This window comes from Niabella agricola (assembly GCF_021538615.1).
GTDB lineage: Bacteria > Bacteroidota > Bacteroidia > Chitinophagales > Chitinophagaceae > Niabella > Niabella agricola.
Genome location: NZ_JAJHIZ010000003.1, coordinates 4,571,037 through 4,584,428, shown reverse-complemented (window position 1 = coordinate 4,584,428; position 13,392 = coordinate 4,571,037). Strand labels below are relative to the sequence as shown.

Sequence of the window (13,392 nt, the reverse complement as noted above, 5' to 3'; positions counted from 1 at the left end):
ATTTGCACTATGCGTTTAAAGTTATTGACTCCCGTGCTTCTTTCCGTGGTTGTTTGGTCCTGCAGCAAGTTTGACACATTGAATACGGATCCTACCAAACCTTCCACCGCCTCACCCGCCCAATTGCTGCTGTTTGCCGAAAAGAAAGCTACAGACATCCTGTACAATACCATCACCAATAACCGGGTAGGTATGCATTATGCTCAGTACTGGTGTGGTACCGACAACAAGGCCGACAGCCGGTACAGTTCATCCGATGGTGGATCTACCAATTTATGGACCCTCTATTCAGTGGCCCTTCCGGCATTAAAAGAAATTGAGAAGGTCAACCAGGAACCCGCTGAACCGGCCGCGGCTCAAAATCAAAATGCCATTGCCGGCATCCTGCAGGTATGGATCTATCATATGCTTACAGATGCTTTTGGAAATATTCCCTACACACAGGCGGTTTCGGAAGCGCCCCTTCCCGCATATGATGATGCTGCTAGCATCTATACGGATCTGCTGGCCAAACTGAAGCACTTTGAAGCCCAGCTTAATACAGCAGCACCTTCATTTACATCCGGTGATGTGCTGTACAACGGCGATGTGTCCAAATGGAAAAAACTTGCGAATTCTCTGGTCCTTCGCATCGCCATGCGTATGAGCGCGGCAAAGCCGGCCGAGGCTAAAACCGCTATCGAAGCGGCCATACAGCGCGGCGTGATGCTTACGAATGCAGACAATGCCCTGTTTCCTTATACAAAGAATGCTGCCGATGCGTTTCCGTTTAATAATCTCGACCGCGACCCGGTACAGTTTGTAGTCAGCAAAACACTGATCGACTACCTGGTGGAACTAAAGGACCCCCGGCTGCCGCTTTTCGCAAGAACCGTAAACGGTGTGTATAAAGGATCGCCCTACGGTTCGGGCGAAAACAACGCATCAGACGCACTGGTGTATTCCCTGCCCTCATCGAAAGTGTACGCGCCAGATTTTCCCGGCATCCTTTTTACAGCTGCAGAGGCTCAGTTCCTCCTGGCAGAAGCAGCCGCACGGGGCCTGCAAACCGGGGGCAATGCACCAACCTTTTATGAGAACGGCATCCGCCTGAATATGGAGTTCTGGGGCGTGCCGGCAGGTGAAACCGCCACCTATATCCGCTCCGTTCCCTACAGCGCCTCCAACTGGAAAAACTGCATCGGCACGCAAAAATGGATCGCTTTTTATATGCAGGGCATGCAAGCCTGGCATGAGCGCGTTCGGTTGAACTTTACAAAAACCAACGGGAATCCCTTGTTTATAGCACCCGTAGCGGGTTCACTGGATCCTACCGTCAAAATGGTTCCCAACCGGATCACCTATCCTACCGGGGAAGACAATACCAATAAGGCCAACAAGGAGGCTGCCGCAAAAGCCATCGGCGGCGATACCAAGGGCACCCGACTCTGGTGGCAGCAATGATACGCCGTTTCAGGATTCATGGTTCCGGAAAATGACCTTGCACAGATCAACGGGAACAGAGATTTGAGATTGGAGTGTTGAGATTGGAATTCAGAACTTAAGATTTAAAATCTCATCCTTTAAACGCTTCCGCTTCCGGCAGGTTTTTCAGCATATCTTCCGTCATGGTGGCCAGACTGTATTCATGTTTCCATCCCCAGTCGTTGCGGGCAACGGTATCATCGATGCTTTGGGGCCAGCTGTTGGCTATTTCCTGGCGGTAATCGGGTGCATAGGTCATTTCAAACTCCGGGATATGCTTTTTGATTTCTGCGCCAATCTCTTTTGGAGAAAAGCTGATACCGGCTACATTGTAGGAAGTACGGATAGAAATCCGGTCGGCCGGTGCCTCCATCAATTCGATGGTTGCCCGGATCGCGTCCGGCATATACATCATCGGCAGGTAAGTATCTTCAGTTAAGAAGCTGGTATATTTTTTTTCCTCCAGTGCTTCATGAAAAATTTCAACGGCGTAATCGGTAGTGCCACCTCCCGGGGCCGATTTATAAGAGATCAGACCGGGATACCGGATGCTTCGCACATCCACCCCGTATTTCATATTGTAATAATTACACCAGAACTCGCCGGCATATTTGCTGATACCATAAACCGTTGTGGGCTCAATAATGGTTTGCTGCGGACAGTTTTGCTTGGGTGATGTAGGACCAAATACGGCAATCGATGAGGGCCAGTATACTTTACTGATATGCTCTTCGCGGGCAATATCCAGCACGTTTAACAGCCCCTGCATATTCAGGTGCCAGGCCAGTCCGGGGTTCTTTTCGCCGGTGGCGGATAAAATGGCTGCCAGGAGATAGATTTGTGTAATATTCTGCCGGATCACCTGCACATGCAGCATTTCCTTATTCATCACATCCAGGCTAACGTAAGGACCGGAACCTTTCAGCAGCGGATTTTCCTCTCTCAGATCCGAAGCCACCACATTATTGTTTCCGTAAATTTCCCTTAAAGCCAGGGTCAGTTCCACACCGATCTGACCGGAGGCGCCAATCACCAGGATCTTTTCTTTTGTCATGCCGCAATATTTAAAAATGCAAATATACTGGCAGATCCTTCAGGATGCAATTCCTGCGCAATCGATTGAAATCTTATTTTTTTTGTGCAAATTTAATTGTGCAACGACCGAAGGGCTTTATTGAGGACAAAAACCGGTTTTGGCCGAACACTCCCTTAGAGGCTATATTTGCAATTATGAATCAATTCTTAACGGATCTTTTTGCCGGACAGCAATACGATGCGGATCATTTTTTCCTGCTGGCGGGGCCCTGTGTGGCCGAAAGCGAACCACTGGTGATGGAAGTGGCCGAAAAAGTCTCCCGCATCTGTAGAAACCTGGGCATCCCCTATGTGTTTAAATCTTCCTACCGGAAGGCCAACCGTACCAGTATCACTTCCTTTACCGGTATTGGCGATGAAGCGGCCCTTCAATTGCTCCGACAGGTAAAAGAGCGTTTTCATATTCCTACCGTCAGCGATATCCACGCGCACGAAGAGGCGGCTGTTGCAGCGGAATACGTAGACATGCTGCAGATACCCGCCTTCCTGAGCCGTCAGACCGATCTGCTGGAGGCAGCGGCCAAAACAGGAAAAGTGGTAAATATAAAAAAAGGCCAGTTCCTAAGCGGGCCTTCCATGAAATTTGCGGTGGATAAGGTAACGCATGCCGGCAATGAAAAAGTGATCCTTACCGAACGGGGCAATACATTCGGGTACCAGGACCTGGTTGTTGACTTCCGGAATATTCCCTGGATGAAGGAACACCAGGTACCGGTGGCGATGGATTGTACGCATAGCCTGCAGCAACCCAATCAAACCAGCGGTGTTACCGGCGGTAACCCGGAACTGATCGGCACCATTGCCAAGGCGGCGATCGCTACCGGGGCCGATGGTCTCTTTATAGAAACGCACCCCAACCCGGCTGTAGCTAAAAGCGACGGAGCCAATATGCTGAAACTGGATTACCTGGAACCCCTGCTGGAGCAACTGATCCGGATCCGGAAGGCTGTTCTTTCTACTTAAACCATTCTTTATGAAGTTGAACCTGTCATTACCCGCCTGGACGTTAATTACGCCCGTTATTGCATGGATCGCCTATTTTACCATGGGCTCGATGACAGGGACCCTTCCCCTGGTCATTCTTTGTATTGTACTTATAGCCGGCGTACTGGCCGCCGTGCACCATGCCGAGGTAGTGGCCCACCGCGTAGGCGAACCCTTTGGAACCATTATTCTTGCATTAGCTGTAACCGTTATCGAGGTTTCATTACTCGTATCGCTGATGTCTTCCGGCGGTGCCAATACCGCCACACTGGCCCGGGATACGGTTTTTGCGGCCATTATGATCATCCTTACCTTCATCATTGGTATTTGTATTCTTATCGGCGGGGCTAAGTTCCGGGAACAGTTTGTAACGAAACATTCTACCACATCGGCGTTGGTAGCGCTTACGGCCATCCTGGTATTAACCCTGGTGCTGCCCAATTATACGGTTAGCCAGCCCGGCCCTCAATATACCCAGCCGCAGCTGGTGTTTGCCGCCGTGGTCAGCCTCATCATTTATGCCAGCTTTATCATGATCCAATCCATCCGCCACCGCGACTACTTTTTGCCGGCCGACCCAGAAGGAAAGGAAAATGAAGAAGTGCATGCAGCACCGCCTTCCAACCGGACGATGTTTACCAGCCTGGTTTTACTCATTGCCTGCCTGGGCGCGGTTGTATTACTGGCAAAAATGCTGTCTCCTGCTATTGAAGCGGGAGTGGCTTCTATTGGAGCACCGGCTTCGCTGGTAGGGATTATCATTGCGATGGTGGTGTTGCTGCCGGAATGTATTGCCGCGATACAGGCGGCCCGCAGAAACCGGCTGCAAACCAGCATGAACCTGGCCCTGGGCTCGGCGCTGGCCAGTATCGGACTTACAATCCCGGCCGTGGCCATTTATACCCTATTCAGTCATACTCCTGTATTGCTGGGCATTGATACCACTTCCGTGGTGTTGCTCATCCTTTCTATTTTTACAGTAATGCTGTCGCTGGTAACCGGGAAAACCAATATCCTTTACGGAGTGGTGCTGCTGGTTATTTTTGCGGCTTATTTATTCCTGACGATTTTTCCATAGCTCCGGCACCATCGGGTCCCGGATGCCCTCATAGCCCGCCCTGGTTGTAATAAAATTTTTGTGATATTTTTTTTATCACAAAATCCTTATCACAAATTTGTAATAAAAATTTTGTTGCATTTTTTCTTATTACAAATCTGTTTGCAACAAGAAAATAAGGCAGGCCGATCCGGATCAGAGCCCGGTATACAGCTGATCAACGCGAATGAATCACGCACTCCCATTTGTGCTTTTGTGGCAATGGTTCCCACAGATCAACACTGATCTTTTTCACTGATTTACGCATTTTTTTTGCTGGTTTTCGCGGATGGATCATCGACCTGCCATCTGTGCTTCTGTGGCAATCATTTTTACTGGTTTGTAAAACAACGGTAACTTTTCAACATCAAACACCGGCCGGCTATCTGCGGGCAGCTGCGCCAGCTGCGGATTATTTTTCCCGCCAGTATTGTTCTATGGATGTTTTTTTGCTTTCGATCAACGGTAATAGCCGGTTTACAACCGATGGAAATTGCGCTGCCTGGTTTCGGGTTTCATGGGGATCGGTTGTATAATCATACAACTCAATGACGGGCATCTCTTTTCGGTAATATTTTGTGAGGCGATACCGGCTGGTACGGATACTGATCCCCCGGTTAAAATAACTATAGGCAATGGAGGGTTCCGGCTTTCCGGGCCTGTGTACAAGTTCAGCGTACAATGACCGGCCATCCAATGTATCAGCAGCTACCACCCCCGCCAGCTCCAGCAAGGTAGGGTAAATATCCACCGACTGTACGATCTTGCCGGATGGAACTCCTGCGGCAGGCATCCCCGGAACACGGATCATCAGGGGACTGCGCAGCGCATATTCAGACAACGTGTGTTTTCCCCATACCCGCTCATCTCCAAGATGCCAGCCATGATCGCCCCATAATACCACGATGGTATTTTTATCCAGGCCGGTTTCCGCCAGCGCATCCAGTACCTTCCCCACCTGGGCGTCTACATAACTGACCGCAGCAAAATAGGCATGCCGCAGTTTCCGTGCATACGCATCCGATACCGGTGTTTTTAAAGCAGGTTTTTCTATTCCCTTTTTATACTGGTTAAATTCATTGCTGTTGTGCAGGCTCTTACTGTTAACAGATGCCGGCATATCCGGCGCAGCAGACAATGGCAGCGTTTGTTCATCATATTGGTCCCAGTATTTTTTAGGCGCATTAAACGGCAGATGGGGCTTAAAAAACCCTACGGCAAGCAGGAAGGGTGTACTCTGCTTTTTTAACGCCGCTAGCTGTGCTGCTGCCAGCCGGGCCGTCAGGCCATCAGGGTATGCGGTATCTGGTACGTCTTTGTCCTCGTAAGGGAATACCTCGTTTTTCATCCCCTGGCGGTTCGCTCCTCCTGCATAACCAAAAAAAGCGTTCCAGCCGGTTCCCCATTTACCGGCATCCAAATAAAAGGCATCCCAGCTGTTGGGAAGCTCCTGCTTATCTGATGCAGAAGCATTATAACCATACACCCTTCCATCGGGCGCATGACTGATCTTTCCGATTCCAATCGTTGTATACCCGTTACGCCGGAACAGCTCTACAAAAGATTCCGGTTGTGGCTTACGCGGCTCACCCGCGGTAAAAATTTCAAACGCTTCATTTGTCAGCGCCGCCGGTATTTGCGGCAAACGGCCGGTAAGCATCGCATAACGGGAGGCGCCACAGGTTGGCACATTTACATAATGATTCAGGAATACACGCCCTGTCCGGGCCAACCGGTCCATATGCGGCGTTCGCATATAACTTTTGCCATATGCACCCAGCTCCGGCCGCAGATCATCGATTGCAATAAAAAGAATGTTATAGGCTTTTACAACCGGCTTTTGCTGGCCCATTGCCGGAGCAGGTATGCCCCCCAACAATAATACATAAAAAAGGAGTGAGCGGATATGCTGCATATACCGGATTTTACATTGTCAAAAAAGAGGCCTCTCCGGCGCCCCGATGCTGCTTCCTACACGCCGCTAAAAATAGAGAATCCACCATCCACATTAATCACTGTTCCGGTTACAAACCGGGATGCATCACTCAGCAGCCAAACCAGTGCACCGGTCAGCTCCTGCGGATCTCCAAACCGCTTAAAAGGGGTATGGTGAACTACAGCAGCTCCCCGCTCGGTCATTCCGCCCTCCTGCGTTGTCAGCAGCTCGCGGTTTTGTTCGGTTAAAAAGAACCCCGGGGCAATCGCATTCATCCGCACGGCATCGCCATAGCGGTTTCCCAGCTCCATCGCAAACCATTTGGTATAGGCATCAATAGCGCTTTTGGCAAGGCTATACCCCAATACCCTTGTGATGGCCCGCTGCGAAGCCATGGAAGATATATTAACAATACTTCCACCACCATTTTCGGCGATCACTTTTCCAAATACCTGGGTAGGGAGCACGGTTCCCATTAAATTCAGATCCATCACCGCACGCAGGGCTGCCATATCCAGGTCGAAAAGACCCATATTTTTTTGGATGATGGCATTCTTCATATTGCCTCCCGCGCCGTTTACCAGGCCATCGATTCGTCCGAATGTGTTTAGAACCCGGTCACGGGCTGCTACCAGGTCCTGTTCCTTTGTAACGTCGGCGATCACTGAAAGTGCACGCCCGCCCTGCGCCGTTACCTGCATCTCCCGTTCTCGCGCTACTTTTTCGTTCCGGCCGGTAATCACCACCGTTCCGCCTGCGGCAGCAACCCCCTCAACAAAGGCCTTCCCCAAAACACCTGTAGCACCTGTAATTACAACAACTTTACCGGCAAGATCAAATGCAGTCATATTTCTTTTTTAAATCTAAGGACAAGCAAAACCGCGTTTTTTTCTAATGCGCAGCTTTTATCAACGGCGCGAATATATTATTTATACTGCCTGATTTCAATAGCCAAAATGTTAAAAGCCTGGCGATGCCATATTACAACGTTTGAAGATTTTGAGTTTTTTTTGAAAATCACATTTTTTTTCAGAACTTTTGGAAATTAACAGGGCAGATTTATTGTGAAAAAGGGCGTTACCATAAAAGACATTGCTGCAAAACTGAATATGTCCGTTTCTACGGTTTCAAAGGCTTTAAACGACAATTCCAGCATCAGTGCCATGACAAAAGAGCGGGTTGTGAAACTAGCCAACGAATGGAATTATGTTCCCAATGAAGCAGCCCGGCATTTTAAACAAAGCAAATCCTTCACCCTCGGGCTGGTCATCCCCGATCTGCTGGACCAGTTTTATGTGCTGGCCATTAATGGTGTAGAAGCCGTTGCTGGCGCCAATAAATACCAGGTAATTGTGGCCCAATCTCATGAAGATACCGCAAAGGAAGAACAGATCATTCAGAACCTGATCAGCAACCGGGTAGACGGCGTAATTATTGCCATTTCAAAAAACACCGAGAAGACTTCGCTTTTTCAACGGCTGGAGCAGACCGGCATTCCGGTTGTGTTTCTGTCGCGCTCATTAAACGATCCCGGCTTTGATGCCGTAGTTACCGATAATGCGCATGCTGCGGAACTGGCCATCGATTATCTTTTCAAAAAGCAACACCGCCGCATTGCACACCTGATGGGCCCCAAAGCCCTCGGCACCAGCCATCTCCGGCTTGAAGGCTACCGGAAAGCCCTTGAGAAACGGGGCATTCCTTACGATCCTGACCTGGTAAAGGAAATCGACTTTACCACCACGCAGACCGACAAAATGATGGCGGCGCTGTGTGCACTTCCCGATCCGCCTACCGCATTTTTTACCTTCAAAAGTTATGTAAGTCTTGATGCATTACGGTTTCTAAAACATAAATACCCGGAGCGGTTACAGTATGTGGACATTGTAGGTTTTGGAAACCTTCCGCTAATCCAGTACCTGGATCATAAGCCGAGCGCCTCCATCGATGAAAATTCCTTTGACATGGGGATTGCTGCTGCTGAATTACTGTTGAAGCATATTGAAAATACGGAAGGAGCTTCCCTTCCGGTTTCCACTCTCCGCATTCCCTGTAAACTCATCATTCACCATCCATAAAAAATGCCCCGCAACGGAGCATTCAGTTAATTATATGAGACCAAATTCTGTTTACCGGAGGTCCACCATTTCCACACCGGGATAGCTGGCCTTATTAAAGGCAAACTGTGCATCCGCCAGCGCTATATTGGGCTTCAGACTTCCGATGCTGTATACATATTTATTACCGCTCTTCTCAATAACGGTAGCACTTACCACGGTCTTGCTGGTTTTATCGATGGCCAGGTATAAACGACTAAACGGTTTGTTTCTGTCGATCGGCTGCATCAGCACTACCGATACCGGTTTGCCATTCACCTTACTGTCTGGCGCCATGGTATACATAAAATCCTTGTTGTAGAAATCGGTAAATAATTTCTGCGGGGTAATCGTACTTTCCGATTTATTGGCATTATTAACGGTTACTTCTTTAGTGGAAGGGTCGTAGTTCCACACGGTGGCGCCATCACTAATGATTTTATTACTTCCAAAAGTGATATTAAATTTATCGCCCTTCATGTTTACAGTACCGGTTTTCTTTGTCAGCACTTTCCCCACGGCGTTCTGAATCTGGTATCCAAAAGTAGCTACCACTGTTTTATAGGTTTTGAATTTTGCACTGGCCTCATCCAGGATCGCTTTTGCTTTCGGATCTCTTTGTTGCGCAAACGAACATACAGTCATTAATAAAAAAACGGCACTTACATATGCTTTCTTCATATTCTTTTTTAAATTGGTTTTGATAATTTTATACTCCTTAGACGTCAAGATTTATACCGGGTTGCGGCGTTTAACAGTTTTTAACAGATTTTAACCTAGCATATCCAGGTGTTGCTGCAGCTCTGCCTCCGTTTTTATAAGCACCTCCCGGGCCTTGCTTCCCTGGTTGGGGCCTACAATGCCGGCCTGCTCCAACTGATCCATCAGGCGTCCGGCACGGTTATATCCCAGCTTCATCCGGCGCTGCAGCAAAGAGGTAGATCCGATCTGGTTCGCCACGATGAGCCGGGCCGCATCTTCAAACAATGAATCCCGGTCATCCAGGTCAAAATCGCCGCTCTCCAGTTCTTTTTCATCAATGTATTCGGGCAGCAGGAAGGGTTGCGGGTATCCTTCCTGATAAGCAATAAAATCCACAACCTTATCTACTTCCGGTGTATCTACAAAAGCACATTGCAACCTCGAGATTTCCCCATTCAGACTAATCAACATATCTCCCTTCCCGATCAGCTGATCCGCTCCGCCGGCATCCAGGATGGTGCGGCTATCGATCTTACTACTTACCTTAAAGGCAATACGGGCCGGGAAGTTGGCCTTAATGATACCCGTGATGATGTTCACCGAAGGCCGCTGCGTGGCAATGATCAGGTGTATGCCAATGGCCCGTGCCAACTGCGCCAGGCGTGCAATGGGCATCTCCACTTCTTTGCCGGCCGTCATGATCAGGTCGGCAAACTCATCCACCACCAATACAATAAAAGGAAGAAACTGGTGCCCTTTCTCAGGGTTCAGCTTGCGTGCGGTAAACTTGGCGTTATATTCTTTAATGTTCCGGCAACCGGCATCCTTTAACAGATCGTACCGGTTATCCATTTCAATACACAGGGCATTTAGTGTATTGATTACTTTTTTAGTATCCGTGATAATGGCATCCTCCTCATTGGGCAGGCGGGCCAGGAAATGATTTACGATCTGGCTGTAAACACTTAACTCCACTTTCTTTGGATCCACCAGCACAAACTTTAATTGCGAAGGATGTTTACTGTACAGGAGCGATACCAGAATGGCATTGATCCCAACGGATTTCCCCTGCCCCGTTGCCCCCGCCATCAGCAGGTGCGGCATGGTGGCTAGGTCAACAATAAAATTTTCGTTATCGATCCGCTTTCCCAAAGCGATGGGCAATGAGAAACTGCTGTTCCGGAATTTATCAGATGCCAGCAGGGTTTTCATGCTTACGATCGTTTTACGCGCATTGGGCACTTCGATACCAATGGTACCACGCCCGGGAATAGGTGCAATGATCCGGATCCCCAGCGCTGATAAACTCAAGGCGATATCGTCTTCCAGATTTTTGATCTTGGAGATCCGCACCCCCGCCGCTGGAACGATCTCATACAGAGTAACCGTTGGTCCTACCGTGGCACTGATTTTCTGGATTTCGATATCGTAATTGGCCAGGGTTTTTATGATCTGGTTCTTATTATTCTCCAGCTCCTGCGGATCCTGTACCACTTTTTCGCTTCCGTGTGATTCCAGCAAATCGGGAGACGGTTTTTTATAATGTTTTAGATCCAGTGCAGGTTCGTATGCTTTTGTTTTTTCTGCCGGCGCGGTTACCGCAGCGGCAGGCGGAGGAGCGATGGGGCCTGAGTTGATTTCCAGTTTCAGGTCTTCATCCGAAATGGGTTTTGCAGGCTTCACCGTTTTTTCCAAAGCCGGTATTTCGAGCTCCTGTGCGGGAGGCGGATCGACTTCGGAGGTTTTTTCTTCGGCTGCTACAGATGTTGTTTTCCGGGTTTCCGGTTTTAATACCGTAATGCGTTCGTAGCCCTCCTCTTCTTCCTTGGCCTGTATAACCGGTTCTTTATTGATCAGTTTAATATCATATTTTGGCTTTTCGACCTCGGCGTCGATCACCAGCCGGGCCCCTTTTGTTTCTGTAGTACCGGTCGTTTTAGCCTCAGTCGTCATTGCTTCAGGAGCCGTCTTTTCTTCCGGAGCGGCGGCCTCTTCTTCCGGTTGCGGCCGTTTCAGCTTTTTAGGGAAGCTAAACGCAGGGTTAAACTGCCAGATAAAATAAGCAATCACGATCAATCCGAGCACCGCCCCTGCACCGATGGTACCCAACGAGCTCCGCAACCAGCCAGCAATCATATTACCTACACCGCCACCCCAACGAAACTCTTCATCGGGCAACAGGAATGCCAATATCGCCGACACCACCAGCATGCCCAGGGTTACATATTTCAGGTTTCTCCAAACCGAAAATACCCGGCGCCTCCATAAAAGATTTACGCCTACTACAAAAAAGAACGTGCAGATCAAAACGGCAGCAACTCCAAATAACCGGTAAATAAAATAATGAGCCGTTAGTGCTCCCAGTTTTCCCAGCAGGTTAAGAATCTTTACATCCGGGTCCCAAAGGATCTCGCTGCCCCGGGAGATCTGGGTAAAATCCTGTCGCCATGTAAAAAAATAGGAGATGAAGGAAATGATGAGGAAAACGGAGACCAGGAGAAAGGTGGTTCCGGCAATTTTCCAGGTACGTTCGTCTTTAGCCAACGCCCTTAGCTGAACTTTTTCTTCTTTTTCAACTTTCCAGGTTCCAGTCGTATGATGATTCCGCGCTATTGGTTTTTTATTCTTCGGTTTACTCTTAGTCGCCATAAAAGCAAAGATACTATTACTGTTTAAAGAATGAAGCATCAAGTGCTCAAACCGCAATCGGGCGGGAAATTTAGGCGGGCGGGAAATTTGGAAATTCGAAGATTTGAAAATGTAGGAATGAAGATGCCGTTCCTGTTCAATAATCATACTTCTGAAAAGATCACAGGATCCGGGAATTGGGCATCCCTCATTAAGCAGAAACGAGCCTCAGCATGAAACTTTCCCCAGGAATGTAAAATATCGAATAAAAAATATGAAATGTAGAAGTGAGATGCCGTTTCTGTTCCGACAAGCTTCAACTATTTGCTGTTGAGCACACTAAGCGTAAAAAACAACCAACCGGCAATAAAGAAAAGCCCACCAATGGGTGTGACTATACCCAATCCGCCGAGGCCCACTTTTCCTGTTGCTTTCAGGGCCGCCAAGGCATAAAGAGAGCCGGAGAACAGAAGGATTCCCACCAGGAAGGCGATACCGGCCCAGGACATTAATTTTACCGGGTACTTTTCAAAAAGAATGGCCACAAGGATCAACGCAATGGCATGGTACATCTGGTATTGTACGCCGGTTTGAAACGTAGGTACCGAATCTGGTGCAATTTGTTTTAGTTTATGTGCCCCGAAGGCACCGAGTATTACACCCAGTCCGGACAGTGCTGCACCCAGCGAGAGAAAGGCTCTATGCATCGATAATCTTTTTTATAAATTCTTCCGGCCGTATATGGCAATCGTCTACCTTTAGTTTTGCCTGATCATAATAAATGCGCCGGTCGTTATTTTTCTTAACAATATACGCCTGCAATTGTTCGTCATCCAGATCCTTTAAAAGCGGACGGTGCGCTTTTTGTTGACGCAGTCTGCCCAGCAGAATTTCAAAGGGGGTATTGAGCCACACGGTGGTCCCGTGCTGGTTCATATAATCAATGTTATTAAAATAACAGGGAGCTCCACCGCCGCAGGAAAGCAGCAGGCTGGGGTGACTGTCGGTGATCATATACAGCACTTCTTTTTCTTTCATTCTGAAGTACTCCTCTCCTTCTTCTTCAAAGATCCGGGTGATGGGCCGCCCTTCGGATGCAACAATCAGTTCATCCAGATCATAAAACGGCAATTCCAGTTTTTTACTCAGGATCTTTCCCCAATGTGTTTTCCCCGCACCCATAAAACCGATCAGATAAATACGCATAACGGAATAAATTCTAAGTCTTAAATTCTAAATACCAAATTCCAAGTTCTAAATCCTAAGCCCTAGATTCTAAGCTCCGAATTTTATATTCAAACTGCAAATATCCGGTATTCGGGGGGGATCGTGAAATATTTTGGGAGGAGATGTTAAAGAGATTAATAGTAAAATGTTTATAGTGAGTGGTT

The 13,392-nt window shown here is 48.3% G+C and carries 11 protein-coding genes; 4 read left to right on the top strand and 7 right to left on the bottom strand.

All coding sequences use genetic code 11. The features are described from left to right. The first annotated feature begins 9 nt into the window (after positions 1-9). Positions 10-1,443, top strand: coding sequence for a SusD/RagB family nutrient-binding outer membrane lipoprotein (locus tag LL912_RS24315; RefSeq protein WP_235556231.1), 1,434 nt, complete (start codon positions 10-12; stop codon positions 1,441-1,443). A gap of 112 nt (positions 1,444-1,555) precedes the next feature. Here LL912_RS24315 and LL912_RS24310 read toward each other — a convergent pair whose 3' ends face one another. Then, complete coding sequence (locus LL912_RS24310; RefSeq protein WP_235556230.1) at positions 1,556-2,518, bottom strand: NAD-dependent epimerase/dehydratase family protein; 963 nt, start codon at positions 2,516-2,518, stop codon at positions 1,556-1,558. Between the two features lie 176 nt (positions 2,519-2,694). On the opposite strand from LL912_RS24310, the gene kdsA reads away from it, so the two are divergent. Both kdsA and LL912_RS24300 read left to right on the top strand, forming a co-directional pair. Then, on the top strand, positions 2,695-3,522 hold the full coding sequence (kdsA, locus tag LL912_RS24305; RefSeq protein WP_235556229.1) for a 3-deoxy-8-phosphooctulonate synthase: 828 nt from the start codon (positions 2,695-2,697) through the stop codon (positions 3,520-3,522). A 10-nt stretch (positions 3,523-3,532) separates the two neighbouring features. Next, on the top strand, positions 3,533-4,621 hold the full coding sequence (locus tag LL912_RS24300) for a calcium:proton antiporter (protein ID WP_235556228.1): 1,089 nt from the start codon (positions 3,533-3,535) through the stop codon (positions 4,619-4,621). A 430-nt stretch (positions 4,622-5,051) separates the two neighbouring features. Here LL912_RS24300 and LL912_RS24295 read toward each other — a convergent pair whose 3' ends face one another. Together LL912_RS24295 and LL912_RS24290 are read right to left on the bottom strand one after the other, a co-directional pair. After that, entirely contained in the window at positions 5,052-6,554 is a 1,503-nt protein-coding gene (locus tag LL912_RS24295) for a sulfatase (RefSeq protein ID WP_235556227.1), read from the bottom strand. Positions 6,555-6,610: 56 nt separating this feature from the next. Next, positions 6,611-7,423 (bottom strand): SDR family oxidoreductase, encoded by an 813-nt coding sequence (locus LL912_RS24290; protein ID WP_235556226.1) that lies wholly within the window; start codon positions 7,421-7,423, stop codon positions 6,611-6,613. Between the two features lie 216 nt (positions 7,424-7,639). Between LL912_RS24290 and LL912_RS24285 the strand changes: the two genes are divergently transcribed. After that, a complete protein-coding gene (locus LL912_RS24285) occupies positions 7,640-8,653 on the top strand; it encodes a LacI family DNA-binding transcriptional regulator (RefSeq protein ID WP_235556225.1) in 1,014 nt (337 codons plus the stop codon). 51 nt (positions 8,654-8,704) lie between these two features. On the opposite strand, the gene LL912_RS24280 is transcribed toward LL912_RS24285, so the two are convergent. The 4 genes from LL912_RS24280 to LL912_RS24265 all read right to left on the bottom strand — a co-directional run bounded on the left by LL912_RS24280 (position 8,705) and on the right by LL912_RS24265 (position 13,207). Further along, positions 8,705-9,352 (bottom strand): LolA family protein, encoded by a 648-nt coding sequence (locus tag LL912_RS24280; protein ID WP_235556224.1) that lies wholly within the window; start codon positions 9,350-9,352, stop codon positions 8,705-8,707. Between the two features lie 90 nt (positions 9,353-9,442). After that, positions 9,443-12,022, bottom strand: coding sequence for a DNA translocase FtsK (locus tag LL912_RS24275; protein WP_235556223.1), 2,580 nt, complete (start codon positions 12,020-12,022; stop codon positions 9,443-9,445). Positions 12,023-12,321: 299 nt separating this feature from the next. Next, positions 12,322-12,708 (bottom strand): DUF423 domain-containing protein, encoded by a 387-nt coding sequence (locus LL912_RS24270; protein WP_235556222.1) that lies wholly within the window; start codon positions 12,706-12,708, stop codon positions 12,322-12,324. Further along, entirely contained in the window at positions 12,701-13,207 is a 507-nt protein-coding gene (locus LL912_RS24265) for a shikimate kinase (RefSeq protein ID WP_235556221.1), read from the bottom strand. Before LL912_RS24265 ends, LL912_RS24270 begins: the two co-directional genes overlap by 8 nt. Between the last annotated feature and the right edge of the window lie 185 nt (positions 13,208-13,392).